The organism is Kitasatospora sp. NPDC127111, assembly GCF_042677465.1.
Lineage (GTDB): Bacteria > Actinomycetota > Actinomycetes > Streptomycetales > Streptomycetaceae > Kitasatospora.
Genome location: NZ_JBHXTG010000013.1, coordinates 106,513 through 131,058, shown reverse-complemented (window position 1 = coordinate 131,058; position 24,546 = coordinate 106,513). Strand labels below are relative to the sequence as shown.

Below are 24,546 nucleotides of genomic sequence, written 5' to 3'. Positions count from 1 at the left end.
TGCACGGCACCCTACCCCCGGCGCCGGGCCGGGGGCGGCACCGCCGTGTCGCGTCGGTGCCGCCGGTCCTTCCGATCTCGTGGTGGACCACGATGGCCGTGGCGGGTCCGGACGGGAAGCATGGGACGTACCGGGCGGGCACCGCCGCCCCGGCCGTTCCACCGTAGGGCCCCGTCCGCCGGGTTCGTGCCGCCCCCAGCGCGGCGTCCCGGCCGTCCGGACGGCGGCCGGGAGGACTTCCAGGAGGGGGCCAGCCGTGACTGTCCTGCACACCGATCACGACCGCCGCGGGGTGCCCCGCCGGCTGCCCGCGGCGGCGGCGCCGCCGCGTGCCGTTCCGGCCCAGCGCCCGGGGCCCGCCCGGCGTGCCGTGCCGGCCGCCGCGGCCCCGGCCGGCGGCCGGACCGCTGTGGTGGTGCGGGCCGCGGATCCGATCTCGCGGGCCGGTGCGGAGGCGCAGCTGCGCCGCCATCCGGCGCTGGAGCTGGTCGCGGAGGACCCGGCGGGGCCGTCGGGCGTCGTCACCGTGCTGCTGGCCGATTCGGCGGACGCCACCGTGGTGGGGACGCTGCGCCGGCTGGTGCGCGACGGGGACCCGCGGGTGGTGCTGGTGGTCGAGCGGATGCGGGAGTCCGAGCTGCTGGAGGCGGTGGAGTGCGGGGTGGCGGCGATCCTGTGGCGCCGGGAGGCGACGGCCGAGCGGCTGGGCCGGGCGGTGCTGGCCGCGGCGCGCGGGGAGGGTGACCTGCCGGCCGACCTGCTGGGCCGGCTGATCACGCAGGTGGGCCGGTTGCAGCGGAGTGTCCAGGGGCAGCCCGGACACTCGCCGTCGGGCCTGTCGGAGCGGGAGTCGGACGTGCTGCGGCTGGTGGCCGAGGGCTTCGACACCGGGGAGATCGCGGCCCGGCTGTCGTACTCCGAGCGGACGGTCAAGAACGTGCTGCACGGTCTGACCACCCGTCTGCAGCTGCGCAACCGGGCGCACGCGGTGGCCCACGCGGTGCGCGAGGGGTACATCTAGCCGGCCCGCCCGGGTGTCCCGTGCCGCGGGCGGGGCCAGGGCCTGTCTGGCACGTCACCCGGCGCGGGCGGGGCACGTCACCCGGCGCGGGCGGCGCACGCGCCCCGGTGCGGGCGGGGCACGTCACCCGGTGCGGGCGGCGTGCCTCTCGCGTCCTCTCCCGGCCGCGAGGGCGCGGCACCCACCCGTCCGCGTCGCGAACGAGTCGCCAAGATCTCACCTGTTGGAAACGTCCGGGGGCTATCAATCCGCCAGGTCGCGCGGCACACTTCTACGCGCGTACCTCTACGCGCGTCACCACCACCCCGTCGACGCATCGTTGACGTTCCGTTCGCAGTCCCACCCGGGAGAGTCGTCCATGCCCCTGAACCGCCGTGACTTCGTCACCCGGTCCGCCGCCACCGCCGCCGGCGCCGCCCTCGCCGGAGGCGCCACCTTCGCCGCCGCCTCCCCCGCCGCGGCGGCGAGCCCGGACGACACCCGCGCGAAGGGCAAGCCGGCCAAGAAGCAGGCCTTCACCGTCATGGGCACCACCGACCTGCACGGCCGGGTGCTCAACTGGGACTACTTCACCGACGCGGTGTACGCGGACAAGGCGCACAACGAGGTCGGCCTCGCCAAGATCTCCAGCCTGGCCAAGCAGGTCCGCGAGGAGAAGGGCTGGGACCGCTGCCTGCTGATCGACGCCGGCGACATCATCCAGGGCACCCAGCTGACGTACTACTTCGCCCGGGTCGAGCCGATCGCGACCGACGCGGACACCGCCCCGGAGCACCCGATGGCGCTCGCCATGAACCTCATGGAGTACGACGCGGCGGCGATCGGCAACCACGAGTTCAACTACGGCATCCCCACACTGCGCGCCTTCGAGGAGCAGCTGGACTTCCCGCTGCTGGCGGCCAACGCGCTGCACGCGAAGGACGAGAAGCCGGCCTTCAAGCCGTTCGTCATCAAGGAGCTGCACCTGGGCGGCGGCCGGCCGCTCAAGGTGGGCATCCTCGGGCTGACCAACCCCGGCATCGCGATCTGGGACAAGGCCAACGTCTCCGGGAAGATGGTCTTCCCCGGCATCGTCGAGATGGCGAAGAAGTACGTGCCCCGGATGAAGGCGGCGGGCGCGGACATCGTCGTGGTGTCGGCGCACTCCGGCATCGACGAGGCCACCACGTACGGCGACCAGCTGCCCTGGCCGGAGGACGCCTCCGGTGAGATGGCCGAGACCGTGCCCGACATCGACGCGGTGCTGGTGGGCCACACCCACAAGGAGGTGGCGCAGCGGCTGATCGTCAACAAGCAGACCGGCAAGACGGTCGTCCTCTCCGAGCCGCTCTGCTGGGGCCAGCGGCTGACCTGCTTCGACTTCGAGGTCGAGTTCGACCAGGGCGTCTGGAAGCTGGTCTCGCTCTCCTCCCGGGTGCTGAACTCCAACACGGTGCCGGAGGACCCGGAGATCGCGAACGCGCTCGCGGACCAGCACAAGAAGGTCGTGGCCTACGTCAACCAGGTGATCGGCACCTGCAAGGCCGAGCTGTCGATCTCCGAGGCCCGGTTCAAGGACACCCCGATCATCGACCTGATCGGACGGGTCCAGGCGGACACGGTGAAGGCCGCGCTGGCCGGCGGCCAGTACGCGAAGCTGCCGGTGCTGGCGCAGGCCGCGCCGTTCAACCGCACGGCCGTGATCCCGGCCGGGCAGGTGAAGCTGCGGGACGCGGCCGGGCTGTACATCTACGAGAACACCCTGGAGGCCCGGATCCTCACCGGCGCCCAGATCAAGGACTACCTGGAGTACTCGGCGAAGTACTTCGCCCAGCTCGCCCCCGGCGCCCCGGTCGACCCGGACAAGCTGACCAACCAGCAGGCCACGCCGGACTACAACTTCGACTCGGTGTACGGCGTCTCGTACGACATCGACATCACGCAGCCGGTGGGTTCGCGGATCGTCAACCTGTCGTTCGAGGGCAAGCCGATCGACCCGGCGGCCGAGTTCGTGCTCGCCGTCAACAACTACCGGGCCAACGGCGGCGGCAACTTCCCGCACGTGGCCAAGGCCAAGATGGTCTGGTCGAACTCGGACGAGATCCGCAACACGATGATCGCCTGGGTGAAGGCGAAGGGCGTCATCGACCCGGCCGACTTCGCCTCCGTCTCCTGGCGCCTGGTCCGCGCCGGCCAGCCGGTGTTCTGACCCACCCGGAGAACCGCGCCCGGCACGCGCCCGGACACCCGCCCGCAGCCCCGGTCCGTCCCCGACGGCCGGGGCTGCGGCGCTCGCCCGCGGGGCGCCGTCCGGGCGCCCCGGCGAGAGGATGGCCCGGACCACACCGGTCAGAACGGGAAGCGGCTGCGGCCGTGCTGGATGGAGATCCACTTCACCGTGGTGAAGGCGTCGACCGTGGACTCGCCGTTCAGCCGGCCGACGCCCGAGTTCTTCTCGCCGCCGAAGGGCACGACCGGCTCGTCCGCGATGGTGCCGTCGTTGACGTGGATCATGCCGGTCTCGATCCGCTGCGCGACCCGCACCCCGCGCTCGACGTCCGCGGTGTGGACGGCGCCGCTGAGGCCGAACGGCGTGTCGTTGGCGATCCGGACCGCCTCGTCCTCGCCGTCGAAGGGCACCACCATCACGACGGGGCCGAAGAGTTCGCGCTGCAGGATGGGCGCGTCCGCCGGCAGGTCGCCGAGCACGACCGGGTCCATCAGGCTGCCGTTGGTCTCGCCGCGCAGCAGCGCGCGGGCGCCGGCGGCGATCGCCTGGTCGACCTGGGCGGTGATGGCGTCGGCCTGGACGGTGTTGATCAGCGGGCCGATCTGGGTGGCCGGGTCCTTGGGGTCGCCGACCCGCAGCGAGGCGATCTTGGCGACGAACTTCTCGGTGAACTCGGCTTCAACACTGCGGTCCACCAGCACCCGGTTGGCGGCCATGCAGACCTGGCCCTGGTGCGCGAAGCGGCTGAACACGGCGGCGTCCACCGCGTAGTCGAGGTCCGCGTCGTCCAGCACGATCAGCGCGCTGTTGCCGCCGAGTTCGAGCACGGTCCGCTTGAAGTGCGAGGCGGCGACGGTGGCGACGTGCCGGCCGATCTTGTCGGAGCCGGTGAAGGAGATCACCTTCGGCACCGGGTGCTCGATGAAGGCGTCGCCGATCTCGGCGATGTCGGTGACGACGACGTTGAGCAGGCCGGCCGGCAGGCCCGCCTCCTCGAAGATCTTGGCGATCAGGGTGCCGCCGACCACCGGGGTCTCCTGGTGCGGCTTGAGCACCACGCCGTTGCCGAGCGCCAGCGCGGGGGCGACCGCCTTCAGCGACAGGAACAGCGGGAAGTTGAACGGGCTGATCACTCCCACCACGCCGACCGGCAGGCGGTAGAGGCGGTTCTCCTTGCCCTCCACCGGCGAGGGCAGCAGCCGGCCCTCGGCCCGCAGCGACAGCTGCATCGACTCCCGCAGCATGTCCTTGGTGAGGGCGAGTTCGAACCCGGCCTTGAGCGCGGTGCCGCCCAGCTCGGTCATGATCGCCGCGGTGATCTCCGGCTCGCGCTCCTCCACGATCCGCAGCGCCCGCTCGAAGACCAGCCGGCGCGCGTAGGGGTTGGTGGCGGCCCACTCCTTCTGCGCCCGCTCGGCCGCCCGGTAGGCCCGGTCGACCTCCTCGACGGTGGCGACGGTGATGGTGGCGAGCTTCTCGCCGGTGTAGGGATCGACGTCGACGATGTCCCAGGAGCCGCTGCCGGCCCGCCACTCTCCGTCGATGTACTGCAGCGCCAGCTCGGAAAGGTACGACATCTGATCCCTCTCATGCCGATTCGGGAAGACCCTGGAGCCGTCCTCGATCAGATCTGATCGGGGCTCATCGTACTTACGCTTCAGAGCTCTTGGCGTACGGAGCGGAGAAGTTCCCGGGTCCGCTCGGGGCTGAGCGAGTCCGCGGCCAGGCCGTCCATCGCGCTCGCGTACTCGGCCACCTCGGCGGGCTTGTCGAGGTACAGCGCGGTGGTGAACTGCTCCAGGTAGACGACGTCCGCGAGCTCCGGCTCGGCGAAGCCGAGCACCGAGAACGCGCCGCCCTCCGCCCGCAGTCCTCCGAACCCGAGCGGCATCACCTGGAGCACCACGTTGGGCAGGTCGGTCAGCTCCAGCAGCCGGTCGATCTGCGCCCGCATCAGCTCCGGCCCGCCCCACGGGCGGCGCAGCGCGGCCTCGTCCAGTACGGCGAGCAGCCGCGGCGCGCGCTCGGCGGTGAGCACCCGCTGGCGGTTCAGCCGGACCTCGACCCGCCGCTCGACCTCCTCGGCCTCGGTGACGTGCCCGCCGTGCGTGATGACGGCCCGCGCGTAGTCGGCGGTCTGCAGCAGCCCGTGGACGAACTGGACCTCGTAGCTGCGGATGTCGGCGGCGGCCTCCTCCAGCCCGAGGTAGGTCTGGAACCAGCCGGGCAGCACGTCACCGTACGCGTGCCACCAGGACGTCGCGTTGGCGTCGCGGACCAGGCCGAGCACGGAGGCGCGCTCCTGCTCGGCCTCGACGCCGTACAGGGTGAGCAGGTCGGCGACGTCGCGCTCCTTGAAGCCGACCCGGCCGAGCTCCATGCGGCTGATCTTGGACTCGGAGGCGCGGATCGAGTAGCCGGCCTCCTCCCGGCTGACACCGCGGGCCTCCCGCAGCCTGCGCAGCTGCGATCCCAGCAGTAGGCGCCGTACGGTGGCACCCCCGCCCGCCTGAGTCATGCTCATCCGTCAACCTCCGCACCTCGCGCAGCCCCCCGGCCGTCGGCCGCAGTCTGCCACCTGACACCGACGAACAACAGTCCGTCAGCGCATGCGTTCCAGCCGTAGCAGGCCGGGCACCGCGGCCAGGCCCAGCGCCGAGAGGAACAGCCAGGGCCAGGCGGGGCCGTGGCCGAGGAGCAGGGTGAGCAGACCGGGGGCGACGGCCTGGCCGGTGTTCCAGGAGAGCTGGTAGACGGCGAGGTATCGGCCGCGCCGGTCCGGGTCCGCGAGCGAGACGCTGAGCTCCTCGGCGAAGGGGGTGGCGACGGTCTCGGCCACGTTGAAGACGGCCATCGCCACGAACAGTCCGGCGGGCACCAGCCACCCGGGGGCGGCGGCCAGCAGGGCGAACAGCGCGAAGGAGAGGGCGTTGAGCAGGGATCCGGCGGCGACCACCCGGGTCGGCCGGAAGCGCTCCAGCCGGCGGGCCACCGCGTTCTGGGTGAGCACCACCTGGACGCCGTTGAGGACCAGCAGCGGGCCGGCCAGCCAGGCGTCGCGGTGCAGGCCGTCGGTCAGGTAGACGGCGAGCAGCATGCTGATGATCATCGAGCCGAAGACGAAGGCCAGGTGGACGACGACCAGCAGCAGGTAGCGCCGGTCCCGCAGCACCGCGCGGTAGCCGCCGCGTTCGCGCGCCGCGCGCTCCCCCGCGCCCGGCGCCGCGGCGGCCGGGGTGCCCGCGCCCGGCGCGACGGCGGTCCGGGATCCCGCGCCCGGCGCGGCCGCGGCCGGCCGCCAGGAGGCCAGCAGGCCCGCCGCCACCGCGTAGCTGGCCGCGTTGAGCAGCACCAGCGCCCGCAGCCCGCCCGTCCCGCCGCCGGCCACCAGGACGGCGCCCAGCGCCCCGCCGAGCCCCATCCCGGTGTTGCGCAGCGTCTGCACCAGCGCGAACCAGCGGGTCCGCTCCCCCTCGGCGGAGGCCAGCACCACCAGGCCGGTGCTGGAGGTCCAGTAGGAGACGTGCCCGATCTGGGCGAGCAGGCAGACCAGCACGATCTGCCAGGCCCGGCCGGCGGCCAGGAAGCCGCAGTAGGCGAGTGCGGAGAGCGCGTTGCCGCCGGCCGCCACCGCGCGGGCGCCGTACCGGTCGATCAGCGGGCCGACCACGATCGCGGTGGGCAGTGCGAGCAGCCGGGCGGTGGAGACGGCGGCGCCGATCCCGGCCAGGGTGAGGGTGGTGGTGCGGGCGAAGTAGACGAGGGTGAAGGCGAGGATCAGCCCGGTGCCGAGGCTGTCCACGAGGTGGGCGCCGATCAGGCGGTGGCGGCCGGCGGTCCGCGGGAGGCCGAGCCGGTCGCGGAGCGGGGGGAGGGTGGCGGTGGTCATGGACCGAGCCTGGCTGCGATGATCTTCCCTGCCCATCGATTCCATCCTGGTCGAATCCTCGGGCGCACCGGGCACCGTCGACCGGGAACCAGGGGGGCCACCGTGATCATCTGGACGTTCTCGCCGCAGGACCTCGCCCGCACCAGGTTCGCCTGCTCGCCGCTCTGCGAGGTCGCCCTCAGCGTCGAGGTGCTGAAGGACCCCGGCCGGCACGGCGTCCACCTGCCCTGGGTGCGGCAGGCCCGGCAGCGGCTGGCCGGGGTCGGCTGGGAGCTGCTCCACCAGCTGGTCCGGCTGCCCACGGTCTACGTGCCGGACTTCCTCACCCCCGTCCCGCCCGGCTCGACCCTGACGATCGACCAGGAGCTGGCCGCGCTGGCCGCCGCCGACCCGGCCGCGATCCGCCGCGACCTGGACCGGATGGAGGGCGAACTCCCCCCGCTGGTCGCCGCGTTGCGGGACGACCCGGAGGCCGGCACGGCACGGCTGGTGGCCGAGGTGCGGGCGTACTGGGAGGCCGCGATCGCCCCGCACTGGCCGCGGATCCAGCGGCTGGCCGAGGGCGAGGTCCTGCGCCGGGCCCGTCAGATGTCCGCCGGCGGCCCGGCCGCGCTCTTCGCCGACCTGCACCCGCGGGTGAGCTGGGAGCGGGACACGCTGCGGATCGGCCACCGGCCGTCCGACGTGCTGCGCCGGCTGGACGGCGAGCTCGGCCTGGTGCTGGTGCCCACGGTGTTCGCCTGGCCCGGGGTGTTCTCGCAGGTCAACGCGCCCTGGCAGCCCGGCCTGATCTACCCGCCGCGCGGGGTGGCCACGCTCTGGGAGACCTCCGGCGCCGCCGTCCCGGACGGCCTGGCCCGGGTGATCGGCCGTACCCGGGCCCGGCTGCTCGCCGAGCTGGACGCGCCCGCCTCCACCACCGAACTCGCCGCCCGGACCGGCTTGTCCGCCGCCAACGTCTCCCACCACCTCACCGCGCTGCGCGAGGCCGGACTGACCGCCCGCCACCGCACCGGCCGCACGGTGCTGTACGCCCGCACGGAGGCGGCCGAACTCCTGCTCCACGGCTGAGGAGCACCCCGCGGCCCCGGAAACGAAAAGGCGCCCGCCCTCCACTGGTCGGGGAGAGGGCAGGCGCCATGGCACCGTGCAGGCCCGGCGACGCTGGCGGGGGCAGCGGCTCGAACTCCCGGTGATGCGGCACCGGGCGATCAGGGGTCCGGACCCGCCGGCGGTGGGGCCGCCGGCGGGCTCGGGCGTGCGTCAGACCACCAGGGGGCGGTCCGTCGGACGGATCGGGGCGGGCAGCGGGGTCTTGCCACCCAGGTACTTGTCCACCGCGGCGGCGGCCGAACGGCCCTCCGCGATGGCCCAGACGATGAGCGACTGGCCTCGGCCGGCGTCACCGCAGACGTAGACGCCATCGACGTTGGTGGCGAACTTTCCGTCGCGGGCAACATTACCGCGTGCGTCGAGCTCGACGCCCAGCTGCTCGACCAGGCCGTTCTTCACGTCCGTACCGGTGAAGCCCATGGCCAGGGTGACCAGCTGCGCCGGGATCGACCGCTCGGTGCCCGGCACCGGCTCGAACTTCCCGTCCTTGAACTCGACCTCGACGAGGTGCAGCTCCTGGACGTTGCCGTCCTCGTCGCCCGTGAAGTGGGTGGTGTTGACGGAGTAGACCCGCTCGCCGCCCTCCTCGTGCGCCGAGGTGACCTTGTAGGTCATCGGCATGGTCGGCCAGGGCTGGTGGCCGGGGCGCGCGTCGCCGGGCCGCGGCATGATCTCCAGCTGGGTGACCGAGGCCGCGCCCTGGCGCAGCGCGGTGCCGAGGCAGTCGGCGCCGGTGTCGCCGCCGCCGATGACGATGACGTGCTTGCCCTTGGCGCTGATCGGCGGCTCGACGAAGTCGCCCTCCTGCACCTTGTTGGCCAGCGGCAGGTACTCCATGGCCTGGTGGATGCCCTTGAGCTCGCGCCCGGGCACCGGCAGGTCACGGGCGGTGGTGGCGCCGGCGGCGACGACGACGGCGTCGAAGCGCTCGCGCAGCTGCTGCCCGGTGATGTCCTCGCCCACGTGGACGCCGGTGCGGAACCGGGTGCCCTCCGCGCGCATCTGCTCGATGCGGCGGTTGATGTGGCGCTTCTCCATCTTGAACTCGGGGATGCCGTAGCGCAGCAGGCCGCCGATGCGGTCGGCGCGCTCGTACACCACCACGGTGTGCCCGGCCCGGGTGAGCTGCTGGGCGGCGGCCAGACCGGCCGGGCCGGAGCCGACCACGGCGACGGTCTTGCCGGAGAGCCGCTCCGGGATCTGCGGCGTGACGCCGCCGCGGTCCCACGCCTTGTCGATGATGGTGACCTCGACGTTCTTGATGGTCACCGCGTCCTGGTTGATGCCGAGGACGCACGCCGACTCGCACGGGGCCGGGCAGAGCCGCCCGGTGAACTCCGGGAAGTTGTTGGTCGCGTGCAGGCGCTCGATGGCGCCGGACCAGTCGTCCCGGTAGGCGAGGTCGTTCCACTCGGGGATGAGGTTCCCGAGCGGGCAGCCGTTGTGGCAGAACGGGATGCCGCAGTCCATGCAGCGGCCGGCCTGCTTGGTGATGATCGGCAGGAGGCTGCGCTCGACGTACACCTCGTTCCAGTCCCGCAGACGGACGTCCACGGGCCGGCGCTCGGCCAGCTGCTTGCCGGTGGTCAGGAAGCCCTTGGGGTCAGCCACGTGCCGCCTCCATCATCTTGCGAGTGGTCTCGGCCTCGGAGAGGCCATCGCGCTCAGCGGCGTCCTTGGCGGCGAGCACTGCCTTGTAGTCGGTCGGCATGATCTTGGAGAAGCGGGAGACTCCGCTGCCCCAGTCCGCCAGGAGCTCGGCGGCGACGGTGGAGCCGGTCTCCTCGTAGTGCTGCTGCACGGTCTCGCGCAGCCAGTCCCGGTCGGCGGCGGTCGGGGCCTCGATGCCCACCATGCCGTCGTTCACGTTGGCGGGGCGCAGGTCCAGCACGTAGGCGATGCCGCCGGACATGCCCGCCGCCAGGTTGCGGCCGGTCTCGCCGAGGATGACGACCCGGCCGCCGGTCATGTACTCGAGGCCGTGGTCGCCCACGCCCTCGACCACCAGGGTCGCACCGGAGTTGCGGACGGCGAAGCGCTCGCCGGCCTTGCCGCGCAGGTGGATCCGGCCGCTGGTGGCGCCGTAGCCGATGGTGTTGCCGGCGATGACGTGGTTCTGCGCGTCGTTGCCGATGGCGGCGGCGTCGCGGGCCGGGCGGACGATCACCACGCCGCCGGAGAGGCCCTTGCCGACGTAGTCGTTCGCGTCGCCCTCCAGCCGCAGGGTGACGCCCTTCGGCACGAAGGCGCCGAACGACTGGCCGGCCGAGCCGGTGAAGGTGACGTCGATGGTGCCCTCGGGCAGGCCCTCGCCGCGGTACCGCTTGGTCACCTCGTGGCCGAGCATGGTGCCGACCGTGCGGTTGACGTTGCGGATCGGCAGCTGGATCCGGACGGCGTCGCCGCGCTCCAGGGCGTCCTGGGCGAGGTCGATCAGCTGGTTGTCCAGGGCCTTGTCGAGCGCGTGGTCCTGCGTGGTGGTGCAGTGCAGCGAGGCACCCTCGGGCAGCTCGGGGACGTGGAAGAGCGGGGCCAGGTCGAGCCCGGCGGCCTTCCAGTGGTCGATCGCGGCCTGCGCGTTGATGTGCTCGGCGTGGCCGACGGCCTCCTCGATCGAGCGGAAGCCCAGCGAGGCCAGGATCTCCCGGACCTCCTCGGCGATGAACTCGAAGAAGTTGACCACGAACTCGGGCTTGCCGGAGAAGCGGTCGCGCAGCACCGGGTTCTGGGTGGCGACGCCGACCGGGCAGGTGTCGAGGTGGCAGACGCGCATCATGATGCAGCCGGAGACCACCAGCGGCGCGGTGGCGAAGCCGAACTCCTCGGCGCCCAGCAGGGCGGCGATGACGACGTCCCGGCCGGTCTTCAGCTGACCGTCGGTCTGGACGACGATCCGGTCGCGCAGGCCGTTGAGCAGCAGGGTCTGCTGGGTCTCGGCGAGGCCGAGCTCCCAGGGGCCGCCCGCGTGCTTGAGCGAGGTCAGCGGCGAGGCGCCGGTGCCGCCGTCGTGGCCGGACACGAGCACCACGTCGGCGTGCGCCTTGGAGACGCCGGCCGCGACGGTGCCGACGCCGACCTCGGAGACCAGCTTCACGTGGATGCGGGCCGCCGGGTTGGCGTTCTTGAGGTCGTGGATCAGCTGCGCCAGGTCCTCGATGGAGTAGATGTCGTGGTGCGGCGGCGGGGAGATCAGACCGACGCCCGGCGTGGAGTGCCGGGTCTTGGCGACCCACGGGTAGACCTTGTGGCCGGGCAGCTGGCCGCCCTCGCCGGGCTTGGCGCCCTGGGCCATCTTGATCTGGATGTCGTCCGCGTTGACCAGGTACTCGGAGGTGACGCCGAACCGGCCGGAGGCGACCTGCTTGATCGCCGAGCGGCGCTCCGGGTCGTACAGGCGGTCCGGGTCCTCGCCGCCCTCACCGGTGTTGGACTTGCCGCCGAGGCGGTTCATCGCGATGGCCAGCGTCTCGTGCGCCTCGCGCGAGATCGAGCCGTACGACATGGCGCCGGTGGAGAAGCGCTTGACGATCTCGGAGACCGGCTCGACCTCGTCGACGGGGATCGGAGTACGGCCGAGCGCGTCCAGCTGGAACAGGCCGCGCAGCGTCATCAGCCGCTCGGACTGCTGGTTCACCCGGTCGGTGTACTGCTTGAAGATGTCGTACCGGCGGTTGCGGGTGGAGTGCTGCAGGCGGAACACCGTGTCCGGGTCGAACAGGTGCGGCTCGCCCTCGCGGCGCCACTGGTACTCGCCGCCGATCTCCAGCGCGCGGTGCGCGGCCGGGATGCCGGAGGCCGGGTAGGCCTTGGCGTGGCGGGCGGCCACCTCCTTGGCGATCTCGTCCAGGCCGATGCCGCCGAGCTTGGTGGTGGTGCCGGCGAAGTAGGTGCCGACCAGCTCCTCGGAGAGGCCGATCGCCTCGAACACCTGCGCGCCGCGGTAGGAGGCGACGGTGGAGATGCCCATCTTGGACATGACCTTGAGCACGCCCTTGCCGAGCGCCTTGATCAGGTTCTTGATGGCCTTGTCGGGCTCGACGCCCGCGTCCAGGTACGTGCCCTGGGCGACGAGGTCCTCGACGGACTCCATGGCCAGGTACGGGTTGACCGCGCCGGCGCCGTAGCCGATCAGCAGCGCGACGTGGTGCACCTCGCGGACGTCACCGGCCTCGACCAGCAGCGACACCTGGGTGCGCTGCTTGGTGCGGATGAGGTGGTGGTGGATCGCCGAGGTGAGCAGCAGCGAGGGGATCGGGGCGTGCTCGGCGTCGGAGTGCCGGTCGGAGAGCACGATGATCCGGGCGCCGTCGGCGATCGCGGCGTCGGCCTCGGCGGCGATCTCGGCCAGGCGGGCGGCCAGGCCGGCGCCGCCGGTGGCGACCTTGTACAGGCCGGACAGGGTGACGGCCTTGAGGCCGGGCTGGTCGCCGTCGGCGTTGATGTGGACGAGCTTGGCCAGCTCGTCGTTGTCGATCACCGGGAAGGTGATGCCGACCGAGCGGCAGGACGCGGCCTCGGCGGCCAGCAGGTTGCCCTCGGGGCCGAGGTTGGACAGCAGCGAGGTGACGAGCTCCTCGCGGATGGCGTCCAGCGGCGGGTTGGTGACCTGCGCGAACAGCTGCACGAAGTAGTCGAACAGCAGGCGCGGCTTCTCGGAGAGCGCGGCGATCGGGCTGTCGGTGCCCATCGAGCCGAGCGCCTCGCCGCCGGTCTTCGCCATCGGCGCCAGGATGACCCGCAGCTCCTCCTCGGTGTAGCCGAAGGTCTGCTGGCGGCGCGTCACCGAGGCGTGGGTGTGCGCGATGTGCTCGCGCTCGGGCAGCTTGGCGAGCTGGATCTGGCCGGCCGCGACCCACTCCTCGTAGGGGTGCTCGGAGGCCAGCGCGGACTTGATCTCCTCGTCCTCGACGATGCGGTGCTCCGCGGTGTCGATGAGGAACATCCGGCCGGGCTGCAGCCGGCCCTTCTTGGCGACCTTCTCCTGCTCGATGTCGAGCACGCCGACCTCGGAGGAGAGGACGACCAGGCCGTCCTCGGTGATCCAGTAGCGGGCCGGGCGCAGGCCGTTGCGGTCCAGCACGGCGCCGATCTGGGTGCCGTCGGTGAAGGTGACGCAGGCCGGACCGTCCCAGGGCTCCATCAGGTTGGAGTGGTACTGGTAGAACGCGCGGCGGGCCGGGTCCATGGTGGCGTGGTTCTCCCACGCCTCCGGGATCATCATCAGCACCGAGTGCGGCAGCGAGCGGCCGCCGAGGTGGAGCAGCTCCAGGACCTCGTCGAAGGACGCCGAGTCGGAGTGGTCCGGGGTGCAGATCGGGAAGATCCGGCTCAGACCCTGACCCTTGCTGTTGTCGGGGATCAGGTCGGTGGCGAGCTGGGACTCGCGGGCGGTCATCCAGTTCCGGTTGCCCTTGACCGTGTTGATCTCGCCGTTGTGGGCGACGAAGCGGTACGGGTGGGCGAGCGGCCAGCTCGGGAAGGTGTTGGTGGAGAACCGCGAGTGCACCAGGCCGAGCGCGGAGGCGTAGAGCCGGTCCGACAGGTCGGGGAAGAAGGGCTCCAGCTGGCCGGTGGTCAGCATGCCCTTGTAGACGACGGTGCGCGCGGAGAGCGACGGGAAGTAGACACCGGCCTCGCGCTCGGAGCGCTTGCGGACGACGAAGGCGATCCGGTCCAGCTCGATCCCGGCCAGCCCGTCCTTCGCGAGGAACACCTGGCGGAAGCGCGGCATCACGCTGCGGGCGGTGGCGCCCAGCAGGTCCGGGGTGACCGGGACGTCGCGCCAGCCGAGGACGGTCAGGCTCTCCTCGGCGGCGATGGCCTCGATCCGCGCGACGGCGGCCGCGTCGGCGGCGTCCTCGTCGGGCAGGAACGCGATGCCGACGGCGTAGGAGCCGGCGGCGGGCAGCTCGAAGGAGACGTTGGCGCGCAGGAACGCGTCCGGGACCTGGGTCAGGATGCCCGCGCCGTCACCGGAGTCCGGCTCGGCGCCGGTGGCGCCGCGGTGCTCCAGGTTGCGCAGGACGGTCAGCGCCTGCTCGACGATCTTGTGGTCGGCGATGCCGGTCAGCGTGGCGACGAAGCCGACGCCACAGGCGTCGTGCTCGTTTCGCGGGTCGTACAGGCCCTGAGCAGCAGGTCGCGCATCCGGAACGAGCGCGTACGGCGGGCGCGCGGCGCCGGCCTGGGGCTCGTTGGCGGAGTGCATGGATGCAGACAGCATCGGCTCTCCCGTCGTCGTCATTCGAGGTGCAGGTGCAGTAGGGACGACGTTGGCCCTGATGCGATTTCGTGCAAGTTACATGATGCCCAAGATCCCGGGAAGCGGAATGCCGCGTCCACATCGCGGACAGATCCGCAGGTCAAGGATGGGGGAAGGGACATGCCACGGTGCACGTCCCGACGATTGTGCCCGGCGGTCGGCGGCCCGAAACAGGGGCGAAATCCCCCGGCTACAGAAGCCGATCAAGGCCGCCTGCGAATCCAACCCGGAGGCCGGGCCAGGGATGCGATTCAGCGGCTCCCGAGCCCGAATGATGAGACTAGGCCAGGCGACGTCCGCACTCCATGTGCGGAACGTCACGCGATGCGCAGCATAGTCATGCAGTCCGCTGTGTCATCCCACATGCCCGCGTCATCCCCGGCCCCACCGTCATCCCCCGGCCCCACTGCCATCCCGCGTCCCGGGTCACCCCACGTGCCCGCCGATCAGCCAGCCCAGCAGGTACGTCACGCCGGCCGCCACCCCGCCCAGCACCAGCTGGCGCAGTCCGCTGAACCACCAGCTGCGCGCCGTCACCCGGGCCACCACGGCCCCGCAGGCGAACAGGCCGGCCATCGAGAGCAGCAGCGCGGGCAGCAGCGAGGTCGCGCCGAGCAGGTACGGCAGCAGCGGCAGCAGCGCGCCCACCGCGAAGCAGACGAAGGACGAGGCGGCCGCCACCACCGGCGAGGGCAGGTCGTCCGGGTCGATGCCCAGCTCCTCGCGGGCGTGCACCGCGAGGGTCTGCTCCGGGTCCGCCGAGAGCTGCTCGGCCACCTGGCGCGCCAGCTCGGGCTCGACGCCCTTGGCCATGTACACCTGGGCCAGCTCGGCCAGCTCCCCGTGCGGGTTGCGCTTGAGTTCCAGCCGCTCGGCCTCGATCTCGGCCTGCACCAGCTCCCGCTGCGAGGCCACCGAGGTGTACTCCCCCGCCGCCATCGAGCACGCGCCGGCCGCCAGGCCGGCCAGGCCGGTCAGCACCACCGTGCTGTTGGCGACCGAGCCGCCGACCACGCCGGTCATCAGCGCGAAGTTGGACACCAGGCCGTCCATCGCGCCGAACACGGCCGGCCGCAGCCAGCCGCCGTTCACGTCCCGGTGGTGCCCCTCGGCGGGAATGCGGGGGTGGTGCCCGGCCTCGGATTCGATGATGGTGGCGCTCACGGTCTTCGTCCCCTCCGTCTGTTCGCTCGTCTCCCTCGAACGTAGCCCGCCTGACCTGGGCACTTCCAGCAAAGTAAGGCTGTCCGAACAAAGCTTCGGCCGCCCTCCGCAGGGGGTGCGGAGGGCGGCCGGGAGAGCGGGAGGCGCAGGTCAGGTCAGGTTCTTGGCGTCCTTGCCGGACTTCTCCGGTGCGGCGTCGGCCGGCTCGGCGACCGGCTTGCCGGCCGGCTTCCCGTCCACGGAGCGGGACGGCCCGGCCTTCGCCGGCGCGGCGTCGGCGGCGGCGTCGGAAGCGTTGCCGGCCGCGGCGCCGGGAGCGGTGTCCTCGGAGGCCTCCGGTCCGGTCGCCATCGGGTCGATGGTCGCCGGGTCCTCGCGGCCGGGCCGCTTCTTCCCGACGATCACGAAGTACGCGACGGCGGCGAGGAAGACCACGATCGCCACCCAGTCGTTGAGCCGCAGGCCCAGGAACACGTGCGCCTCGTCGATCCGCAGCCACTCGGTCCAGAACCGGCCCACCGTGTACGCGGCCACGTACAGCGCGAAGACCCGGCCGTGACCGAGGGTGAACCGGCGGTCCGCCCAGATCACCAGCAGCGCGACGCCGACGCACCAGAGCGACTCGTAGAGGAAGGTCGGGTGGTAGACGCCCTTGACGACCTCGCCGCTCGGCAGCGTCTTGTCGATCTCCAGGCCCCAGGGCAGCGTGGTCTCCCGGCCGTAGAGCTCCTGGTTGAACCAGTTGCCCCAGCGGCCGAGCGCCTGGGCCAGCGCGATGCCGGGCGCGATGGCGTCGGCGTACGCGGGCAGCGGGACGCCCCGGCGGCGGGCGCCGATCCAGGCGCCGACCGCGCCCAGCGCGATCGCGCCCCAGATACCGAGGCCGCCTTCCCAGATCTTGAAGGCGTTCCAGGGGTTCCTGCCCTCGCCGAAGTACAGCTGGTTGTCGGTGATCACGTGGTAGAGCCGGCCGCCGACCAGGCCGAACGGCACAGCCCAGACGGCGATGTCGCCGACCGTGTGCTTGCCACCGCCCCGGGCGACCCAGCGCTTGCTGCCGAGCCAGACGGCGACGACGACACCGAGGATGATGCAGAAGGCGTAGGCGCGCAGCGGGATCGGTCCGAGGTGCAGGACGCCCCGCGACGGGCTGGGAATGTAGGCGATATCCATGGCAGCTCCGACGCTACAGGGTCGGCGGCCCGCCCCGGACACCCCGTCGGTCACAGATCCCGAACAACAGGGTGCCCGCGGACGCCCGCCGCCCCTCCGGACGGGGAGGGGCGGCGACGCCCGGCCGGCCGGGCCGGCGGGTCAGCCGGCCTTCGGCGACGGGTTGTTGCTCTCCGAGGCGGTGCTGGTCGGGGCCGGGGACTGGCCGTGCGAGCCGGTGGCGCCCAGCTGCTTGCCCTGGTTGGCGGCGTCCACCCACTTCACCAGGTTCTGCGGGGTGATCTCCTCGCTGCCGTTCTTCGGGTAGATCGGCTGGCCGTTGAGCAGCACCGTCGGCGTCGACTTGTAGCTGGACTTGTCGAAGTCCTGCTGCACCGCGGAGACCCAGCCGCTGTACTTGTTGTCGTTGACGCAGGCCTCGAAGGCGGGCGTGACCAGGCCGTCGACCTGCTTGGCGAGGTTGATCAGGACGGCCTTGTCGCCGAAGGCGTCGTTGGTCTCGTCTGGCTGGTTGCGGTAGAGCACGTCGTGGTAGTCGCGGAAGTGCCCGGCGTCCTGGGCGCAGGCCAGCGCGTTGGCCGCGTACTTGGAGCCCTTGCCCGGGACGGCGCGGTCGATGAACGAGACGATGTGGTAGTTGGTGTAGATCTTGCCGGCGTCCTCGAGCTGGTCGACGGTGGGCGAGAACTCGCGCTCGAAGATGCCGCAGGCCGGGCAGCGCGGGTCCTCGTAGACGGTGAGGACGGACGGGGCGTCGGCCGCGCCGACCGGGATCACCAGGTTCTTGTCGCCGATCGTGCCGGTCGGGGCGGCGGCCGGGGTCTCCGGCTTGGAGCGCTCGTTCTGCACCACGACGCCGGTGACCACGGCGGCGGAGATGACGGCCAGCGCCGCCCCGCCCACCATCAGCTTCTTCTTCCGCCGGGCGCGGGCCTCGCCGGCCGCCCGCTCCGCCAGCATCCGCTCGCGGGCGGTGCGCTTGCCTTCTCGGTTCTTCTCGCTCATCTGCCTTGACATCCACAAATCGGGGGGAGGGGCCGGGTCGGGGGGTGCGGGGTGCCGCCGGTCAGCTCGCCAGCCAGCCGTCCACGGAGAACTTGGTGCGGGGCCACCGGATCAGCCAGCCGGCCATCAGCAGGAACCCGGTGTCGCGCAGGATCTCCTGCAGGTACTCGGTCTGCGACGCGTCCACCGCACCGCCGCCGCCGAAGCAGCCGCAGTCGATCGAGATGCCGCGCGCCCAGGCGGAGGCGATGCCCGTGATGAAGGCGAGCAGCAGCACCGCGGAGAGCGCGGCCACCAGCCGCACCCCCAGCCCGATCACCAGCAGCAGCGCGAGCGCCAGCTCCAGGAACGGCAGCGCGTACCCCACCGGCTTGACCAGCGACTCGGGCAGGATCTCGTACGCCCGCACGGCCTGGGCCGCCTCCGCCGGATCGGCGATCTTGGCGAGCCCGGCCCAGCCCCAGACCACGGCGAGGCCCAGCCGCACCGCCGTGCCGATCCATGCCGTCGCCGGCCCGGCCATCCGGGCAACTCCCTCGGGAAACACCGTCACGACCTGATGAACCGCAACCGGTGACGGTGGTTTCCTCCCCGTTCGCGACTTAAGCCGAAAGAGTGAGGGATGCCGATACCGCGTCCGATTCGCTCTAACGCCCGTTCGACCCGCAGGAGTGCGGCCGCCCGGGGTCGTCCAGCGACTGCCGGCCCGGCGGGCGGTAGCGGGCCGCCCGCGCCACCGCGTCCGCCCGGGCCTGCACCGCGCACACGTACGCCTCCCGCTCGGCCCGCTCCGCGCCCCGCTTGGCCAGCGCCTCCCCCACCACGGTGTGGTCCGCCCCCACCGCGGCGCCCAGCACCAGCAGGGCCGCGGCGGCCCGCAGCAGGACGGCTCGCTGGAGACACGGCACCGGCACACCCCTTCGATCGCCTGACACCCCCGAGCACGTCGTTCGTGCACCTGTCCCTCCACTCAACGCCGGTCAACCACACCTGATGCGTTGGAGCGCCGCTGTTCACTCGTTCGGGTTGTCCGGGGGGGAACGCGAACGGCCCGTCACCCCCGGGCTGGGGTGACGGGCCGTCATGAACGGGTACTACCGGCGGCGGACGCCCTCCGCCAGCTCGCCGGCCAGCGTACGGACGGCCGCCAGCGCGGCCTGCTCGTCACCGTCGGCGTCCAGGATCCGCTGGACGAAGGCCGAGCCGACGATCACGCCGTCGGCGAAGCCGGCCACCTGGGCGGCCTGGTCGGCGGTCGAGACGCCGAGGCCGACGCAGACCGGCAGCTCGGTGGTGGCCCTGGTCCGGGCGACCAGGTCCTCGGCGAGGTCGCCGACCTGGGCCCGGGAGCCGGTCACCCCCATCACCGCGGCCGCGTAGACGAAGCCGGAGCCCGCCGCGGTGACCTCGGCGAGGCGCTTGTCCTTGCTGCTCGGGGCGACCACGAAGACGGTGTCGAGACCGTGCTCGTCCGCCGCCTTCCGCCACTCCTCGGACTCCTCCACCGGCAGGTCCGGCAGGATGCAGCCGGCGCCGCCCGCGGCGGCCAGGTCGGCGGCGAAACGCGCGGCACCGTAGCGGTCGACCGGGTTCCAGTAGGTCATCACCAGCACCGCGGCCGCGGGGTGCGCGGCGGCCACCTCCTGGACGGTGCGCAGCACGTCCTTGATCTTCACGCCGGCCCGCAGCGCGATGTCGTCGGCGGTCTGGATGGTCGGGCCGTCCAGCACCGGGTCGGAGTGCGGCAGGCCGACCTCGACGACGTCGCAGCCGCCCTCGATCAGCGCGTTGACGGCCCGCACGCCGCCGTCGACGGTCGGGAAGCCGGCCGGCAGGTAGCCGATCAGCGCCGCGCGGTTCTCCGCCTTGGCGGCGGCGAGGATGCCGCTGAGCTTCGAAGCCATGGTCACTTACCCCCGTTGGCGGAGCCGGCGCCCGGCTCGTCGTACAGGCCGAAGTACTCGGCCGCGGTGTGCATGTCCTTGTCGCCGCGCCCGGAGAGCGAGACCAGGATGGTGGCCCCGGGCCCGAGCTCGCGGCCCAGCTCCAGGGCGCCGGCCAGCGCGTGCGCGCTCTCGATGGCCGGGATGATGCCCTCGGTGCGGGACAGCAGCCGCAGCGCTTGCATGGCGGCGTCGTCGGTGACCGGGCGGTACTCGGCCCGGCCGGTGTCCTTCAGCCAGGCGTGCTCCGGGCCGACGCCCGGGTAGTCGAGGCCGGCCGAGATGGAGTGCGACTCGATGGTCTGGCCGTCCTCGTCCTGGAGGACGTAGGTGCGGGAGCCGTGCAGCACGCCCGGGTCGCCCTTGGTCAGGGTGGCGGCGTGGCGCGGGGTCTCGGCGCCCTCGCCGGCCGCCTCGCAGCCGATCAGGCGCACGCCGGCGTCCGGGATGAACTCGTGGAAGATGCCCATCGCGTTGGAGCCGCCGCCGACGCAGGCGACCACGGCGTCCGGGAGCCGGCCGGTCCGGTCGAGCACCTGCTGCCGGGCCTCGACGCCGATGACCCGGTGGAAGTCGCGGACCATCATCGGGAACGGGTGCGGGCCGGCCACGGTGCCGAACAGGTAGTGGGTGGAGTCCACGTTGGCGACCCAGTCGCGGAACGCCTCGTTGATGGCGTCCTTGAGGGTGCGGCTGCCGGACTTCACGGCCACCACCTCGGCGCCGAGCATCCGCATCCGGGCCACGTTCAGCGCCTGGCGCTGGGTGTCGACCTCGCCCATGTAGATGGTGCAGTCGAAGCCGAACAGCGCGCACGCGGTGGCGGTGGCCACGCCGTGCTGGCCCGCGCCGGTCTCGGCGATGATCCGGGTCTTGCCCATCCGCTTGGTGAGCAGGGCCTGGCCCAGCACGTTGTTGATCTTGTGCGAGCCGGTGTGGTTGAGGTCCTCGCGCTTCAGCAGGATCCGCGCGCCGCCCGCCTCGGCGGAGAACCGGTGCACGTCGGTGAGCGGGCTGGGGCGGCCGGTGTAGTCCTTGAGCAGCGCGTCCAGCTCGGCGGTGAAGGCGGGATCGGCCTTGGCCTTCTCGTACTCCTCGGCGACCTGCTCCACGGCGGCGACGAGCGCCTCCGGGATGAAACGGCCGCCGTAGGCGCCGAAGTAGCCGCGGGCGTCCGGCACCTCGGCGCCGGGCAGGTAGTCCTTGTCGGACTTGTCGGACATGGTGAAGTCCTTCTGGAAGATGACGACAGTGACGGTCGGACGGCGGTCAGCCGTGCGTCCCGCGCCATCGACGGCCCTGCACCTGCCCGGGCTCGCAGCCGATCACGTAGCGCACCCGCCGGCCCAGCACGCGGCGTGCGGGCGCGCGGCAGCCGCGCGGGCGGCAGCCGGGGGCGAGGCGGGTGGCGAGTTTCATGGCGGCGGGGTCAGTCCTTGTGCCGCAGGGCGGGGTGGGCTCCGGCCGCGACCAGGTCGGCCACCGCGGCGCGCGGGTCCTTGCCGGTCACCAGCGACTCGCCGACCAGCACCGCGTCGGCGCCGAGGTTGGCGTAGGAGATCACGTCCAGCGGGCCGCGCACACCGGACTCGGCGACCTTGACGATGCCGTCCGGGATGGCGTGGACGACGTTGCCGAAGGTGTTGCGGTCCACCTCGAGGGTCTTGAGGTTGCGGGCGTTGACGCCGATGATCCGCGCGCCGGCGTCCACCGCGCGGGCGATCTCCTCCTCGTCGTGCACCTCGACCAGCGGGGTGAGGCCGATCGACTCGGCCCGCTCGATCAGCGACACCAGGGCCGGCTGGTCGAGGGCGGCGACGATCAGCAGCGCGAGGTCGGCGCCGTGGGCGCGGGCCTCCCACAGCTGGTACGCGGTGACGATGAAGTCCTTGCGCAGCAGCGGGGTGTCCACCGCGGCGCGGACGGCGTCCAAGTCGGCGAGCGACCCGCCGAAGCGGCGCTGCTCGGTCAGCACGCTGATCGCGGCGGCACCGCCGGCCGCGTAGTCGAGCGCCAGGGCGGCCGGATCGGCGATCGCGGCCAGCGCGCCCTTGGACGGGCTGGAGCGCTTGACCTCGCAGATCACCCGCACGCCGTCGCCCTTGAGGGCCGCGACGCCGTCCTTGGCGTCCGGGGCCTTGGCGGCCAGCTCCTTGAGCTCGTCCAGGGAGACCCGGGCCTGCCGCTCGGCGAGGTCCTCACGGACCCCTTCGATGATCGTGTCGAGAACACTCATGCGCCCACCTCGCTCCGCTCGGCGGGCGCTGAGCGCGACACGCCCCTGTGCTTGGTACTCCCCCGGCCTCCGGCCGGGGGGACCCCCATGCCCCGTTCACTCACGAGCGCGCCCCCATCATTGATGTGCTAGTCGTTCTAGCGCTGAGCCGGGCGCCCACGCGGGCCACCGGCTCTTCGATGGTATCGGCACCCGGGGGCGCGGGGCGCATCCGCACGGCGCGCGTCTCGCGGTACGGACGCCCCCTCGGACCACCGTCCCGAGCTGCGGCTTCACGGTTCCTGCACCGACCGCCCGGGCCCGCCCGGGGGCCGGGCCTCAGACCAGCGGCGGCGCCAGCCCGGCCCCGATCGGCAGGTTGCGCACGACCGTGAACACCAGCAGGAGCAGCCCCACCAGCACCCAGCGCCGCGCCCCGAGCGCGAGCCGGGGCGCCGGCCCCGCGCTCACCGCCGCCCACACCCAGCGCAACCAGAGCACCGCCAGCACCGCGAACAGCAGCACCGCGGGCGCGTTGTCGTGCAGCGCGCCGCTGAGGTCGCCGTGGGTGAGCGCGTGGACGCAGCGCAACCCCCCGCAGCCCGGGCACCACCAGCCGGTGGCGGCCAGGAACGGGCAGGTCGGGTAGTGGCCGGGGGCGTTCGGGTCCACCACGGCGATGTACCCGGTGGGGACGGCCACCGCGGCCAGGGCGGCCAGCGGCGCGCCCAGCCGGCGCAGGACGGACGGCCGGGCCGAGGCGGTGGGAGCGGCGTTCACGCCCCGATTCTGCCCGTCCGACCGGGCCTCCGGGAACCGTGACACCCGGGGACACCGCCGGAACGCGAAACGGCGGGCATGACGCCCGCCGTTCACCGGAGTACCGCAGGATCAGGCGGTGGCCAGCGCGGCCTGCTCCTCGTGGGTGTACACCATCGTGCTGGGCTGCTTGCCCATGCCCGCCATCGACATGGCCTTGCCGACCACACCGCCGAGCACGACGACCGCGAGGCCGGCACAGACCAGCAGCACCGACGGCAGGATCATCGCGACGCCCGCGATGGCGAAACCGATGAAGGTGATGGTCACGCCGGTCCAGGCGGCGGGGGTGTGGCCGTGTGCTGCTGCTGCCATCTGATGCTGCTCCTTGGCTCTCGGGGCCCGGCCGGGCCTGGGGCCGCCGGCGGGTTGACGCGTTCCATTGTGCCGGGCCACATCCGCGCGCCCCAAAGCGGGTGCTCGTCTATCCGGTCACACCGGCCGTCGGGTCCCACCGGCCGTCCGTCCCACCGGCCGTCGGTCCCACCGACCGTCCGTCCCACCGACCGTCCGTCGCACCCGGCGGGCTCGCGCCGCCGCCGGATCAGACCGCCGCCGGATCAGACCGCCGTCGGGTCCTCGCCGCGGTCCAGCGCCTTCCACAGGTCGGCCGGGCTCCCCGCGGCCTTCGCCGGCGCCTTCCGGGTGGGCGCCTCGTAGCGGCTGCCCATGGCCGGCCAGCGCCGCCCGAACCGGACCGTGAGCAGCCCGGCCAGTGCCAGCAGCAGCCCGCCGGCCAGCGCCACCCAGGGCCAGCCGGTGTGGCCGACCTCGGTCGCGGTGCTGCCGGAGAGCGCGAGCTTGCGGGCCGCCTCGCCGTCCAGCGCGGCGGTGTCGCCCGCCCCGGCGGCGGCGGTGGCGGCGGCCCCGAGGCCCGCCAGCAGGGTCAGCACGCCGACCGCCGCCCGGCCGGCGCCGCGCACGGCGAACACCGCGACCGCCGCGGCCAGCGCCACCAGGGCCAGCCCGCCCGGCAGTTCGGAGATCCGGCCGCCGGTGACGGACACCTCCAGGGTGCCGGCCCGGCCGTCGGCCCAGACCCGGCCCACGGCGGTCAGCACCAGCACCGCGCCCAGCAGGGTCAGCAACAGCATCAGGCCGAGCGTCCGGCGGTTCGAGGCGGGGGACGGCGTGGCGGGCGCGGGGGTCTGGTCAGCAGCGGTCACCCGTCCACTATCCCCCGGCCGACGGGTCAGCCCGAACCCGGGGTGGCCGGTCCGGACGGGAACTCGTCCGTGCGCAGCACCAGGGTCCGCCCGCCGAGCGGCAGGAACAGGTCGTTGCCGAACGGCACCCGCTCCGCCTCCCGGTACACCCCCTCGGGGGACGGCGCGGTGTGCACGGTGCAGGCGGCCGCCGCCGGGTCGACCACCACGTACAGCGGCACCCCGCCGCGCGCGTACGCCCGCGCCGCCTCCGCGAGGCCCGGCCGCGCCACCTCCAGCACCGCCTCGACGCCGGCCCCCTGGTACCTGCCCCGGCCGCCGCGCACCGCGTCCGGGGCGACCACCGCCAGATCGGGGGCGAGCCCGCCGGGCGCGTCCGGGAAGTCCACCAGGACGCCGGACAGCACCCTCCCGTGGCCCGCCAACTGCTCCTCGACCTGCCCGGCTGCGCCGAGCACGAACTCCCACCGCTGCTCGTCGTGCGGCACCTCGGACATCCCGGCCGCCTCCCTTGCGACAGTTGCGACAGTTGCGACGGTTCCGGCTACGGCAGTCCCCGTTGCGACG

The 24,546-nt window shown here is 72.9% G+C and carries 21 protein-coding genes; 3 read left to right on the top strand and 18 right to left on the bottom strand.

Features of this window, described 5'->3' with window-relative positions; translation table 11 throughout:
* The first annotated feature begins 370 nt into the window (after positions 1-370).
* Both ACFVHB_RS11735 and ACFVHB_RS11730 read left to right on the top strand, forming a co-directional pair.
* Positions 371-1,021: a LuxR C-terminal-related transcriptional regulator gene (locus tag ACFVHB_RS11735; protein WP_380319001.1), complete on the top strand. Its 651-nt coding sequence runs from the start codon at positions 371-373 to the stop codon at positions 1,019-1,021.
* A 358-nt stretch (positions 1,022-1,379) separates the two neighbouring features.
* Complete coding sequence (locus ACFVHB_RS11730) at positions 1,380-3,209, top strand: bifunctional metallophosphatase/5'-nucleotidase (RefSeq protein ID WP_380318928.1); 1,830 nt, start codon at positions 1,380-1,382, stop codon at positions 3,207-3,209.
* A 140-nt stretch (positions 3,210-3,349) separates the two neighbouring features.
* Here the strand turns inward: ACFVHB_RS11730 and ACFVHB_RS11725 are convergent, their stop codons facing one another.
* The 3 genes from ACFVHB_RS11725 to ACFVHB_RS11715 all read right to left on the bottom strand — a co-directional run bounded on the left by ACFVHB_RS11725 (position 3,350) and on the right by ACFVHB_RS11715 (position 7,119).
* Positions 3,350-4,807, bottom strand: a complete 1,458-nt coding sequence (locus tag ACFVHB_RS11725; protein WP_380318925.1) for an aldehyde dehydrogenase family protein — start codon at positions 4,805-4,807, stop codon at positions 3,350-3,352.
* Positions 4,808-4,887: 80 nt separating this feature from the next.
* Positions 4,888-5,754, bottom strand: coding sequence for a helix-turn-helix domain-containing protein (locus ACFVHB_RS11720; RefSeq protein ID WP_380318922.1), 867 nt, complete (start codon positions 5,752-5,754; stop codon positions 4,888-4,890).
* Positions 5,755-5,832: 78 nt separating this feature from the next.
* Complete coding sequence (locus tag ACFVHB_RS11715) at positions 5,833-7,119, bottom strand: MFS transporter (RefSeq protein WP_380318919.1); 1,287 nt, start codon at positions 7,117-7,119, stop codon at positions 5,833-5,835.
* Positions 7,120-7,221: 102 nt separating this feature from the next.
* On the opposite strand from ACFVHB_RS11715, the gene ACFVHB_RS11710 reads away from it, so the two are divergent.
* Entirely contained in the window at positions 7,222-8,190 is a 969-nt protein-coding gene (locus ACFVHB_RS11710) for a DUF5937 family protein (protein WP_380318916.1), read from the top strand.
* A 192-nt stretch (positions 8,191-8,382) separates the two neighbouring features.
* Here the strand turns inward: ACFVHB_RS11710 and ACFVHB_RS11705 are convergent, their stop codons facing one another.
* The 15 genes from ACFVHB_RS11705 to ACFVHB_RS11635 all read right to left on the bottom strand — a co-directional run bounded on the left by ACFVHB_RS11705 (position 8,383) and on the right by ACFVHB_RS11635 (position 24,476).
* Positions 8,383-9,843, bottom strand: a complete 1,461-nt coding sequence (locus ACFVHB_RS11705) for a glutamate synthase subunit beta (RefSeq protein ID WP_380318913.1) — start codon at positions 9,841-9,843, stop codon at positions 8,383-8,385.
* Complete coding sequence (gene gltB, locus ACFVHB_RS11700; RefSeq protein WP_380318998.1) at positions 9,836-14,440, bottom strand: glutamate synthase large subunit; 4,605 nt, start codon at positions 14,438-14,440, stop codon at positions 9,836-9,838. The genes ACFVHB_RS11705 and gltB overlap by 8 nt, the downstream gene beginning before the upstream one ends.
* 480 nt (positions 14,441-14,920) lie before the next feature.
* Positions 14,921-15,658: a VIT1/CCC1 transporter family protein gene (locus ACFVHB_RS11695; RefSeq protein ID WP_380318910.1), complete on the bottom strand. Its 738-nt coding sequence runs from the start codon at positions 15,656-15,658 to the stop codon at positions 14,921-14,923.
* A 150-nt stretch (positions 15,659-15,808) separates the two neighbouring features.
* The gene (lgt, locus tag ACFVHB_RS11690; RefSeq protein ID WP_380318907.1) at positions 15,809-16,831 is read right to left on the bottom strand and encodes a prolipoprotein diacylglyceryl transferase; all 1,023 of its coding nucleotides are present in this window, start codon (positions 16,829-16,831) and stop codon (positions 15,809-15,811) included.
* 141 nt (positions 16,832-16,972) lie between these two features.
* Complete coding sequence (locus ACFVHB_RS11685; protein ID WP_380318904.1) at positions 16,973-17,836, bottom strand: DsbA family protein; 864 nt, start codon at positions 17,834-17,836, stop codon at positions 16,973-16,975.
* Between the two features lie 61 nt (positions 17,837-17,897).
* Positions 17,898-18,359 carry a MauE/DoxX family redox-associated membrane protein gene (locus ACFVHB_RS11680; protein WP_380318901.1) on the bottom strand — a complete coding sequence of 154 codons (462 nt, stop codon included), beginning with the start codon at positions 18,357-18,359 and terminating at the stop codon, positions 17,898-17,900.
* Between the two features lie 124 nt (positions 18,360-18,483).
* Complete coding sequence (locus ACFVHB_RS11675; RefSeq protein WP_380318898.1) at positions 18,484-18,744, bottom strand: hypothetical protein; 261 nt, start codon at positions 18,742-18,744, stop codon at positions 18,484-18,486.
* Between the two features lie 186 nt (positions 18,745-18,930).
* On the bottom strand, positions 18,931-19,740 hold the full coding sequence (gene trpA, locus ACFVHB_RS11670; RefSeq protein WP_380318895.1) for a tryptophan synthase subunit alpha: 810 nt from the start codon (positions 19,738-19,740) through the stop codon (positions 18,931-18,933).
* A 2-nt stretch (positions 19,741-19,742) separates the two neighbouring features.
* Positions 19,743-21,002, bottom strand: coding sequence for a tryptophan synthase subunit beta (gene trpB / locus ACFVHB_RS11665; RefSeq protein WP_380318891.1), 1,260 nt, complete (start codon positions 21,000-21,002; stop codon positions 19,743-19,745).
* Between the two features lie 46 nt (positions 21,003-21,048).
* The gene (gene trpM / locus ACFVHB_RS11660; RefSeq protein ID WP_380318888.1) at positions 21,049-21,198 is read right to left on the bottom strand and encodes a tryptophan biosynthesis modulator TrpM; all 150 of its coding nucleotides are present in this window, start codon (positions 21,196-21,198) and stop codon (positions 21,049-21,051) included.
* A gap of 10 nt (positions 21,199-21,208) precedes the next feature.
* Entirely contained in the window at positions 21,209-22,015 is an 807-nt protein-coding gene (gene trpC, locus ACFVHB_RS11655) for an indole-3-glycerol phosphate synthase TrpC (RefSeq protein ID WP_380318885.1), read from the bottom strand.
* Positions 22,016-22,333: 318 nt separating this feature from the next.
* Positions 22,334-22,774, bottom strand: a complete 441-nt coding sequence (locus ACFVHB_RS11650; RefSeq protein ID WP_380318882.1) for a DUF2752 domain-containing protein — start codon at positions 22,772-22,774, stop codon at positions 22,334-22,336.
* Positions 22,775-22,885: 111 nt separating this feature from the next.
* A complete protein-coding gene (locus ACFVHB_RS11645) occupies positions 22,886-23,128 on the bottom strand; it encodes an HGxxPAAW family protein (RefSeq protein WP_380318879.1) in 243 nt (80 codons plus the stop codon).
* Positions 23,129-23,373: 245 nt separating this feature from the next.
* The gene (locus ACFVHB_RS11640) at positions 23,374-23,979 is read right to left on the bottom strand and encodes a TIGR02234 family membrane protein (protein WP_380318876.1); all 606 of its coding nucleotides are present in this window, start codon (positions 23,977-23,979) and stop codon (positions 23,374-23,376) included.
* 26 nt (positions 23,980-24,005) lie between these two features.
* Positions 24,006-24,476: a Uma2 family endonuclease gene (locus tag ACFVHB_RS11635; protein WP_380318873.1), complete on the bottom strand. Its 471-nt coding sequence runs from the start codon at positions 24,474-24,476 to the stop codon at positions 24,006-24,008.
* Positions 24,477-24,546 lie beyond the last annotated feature (70 nt).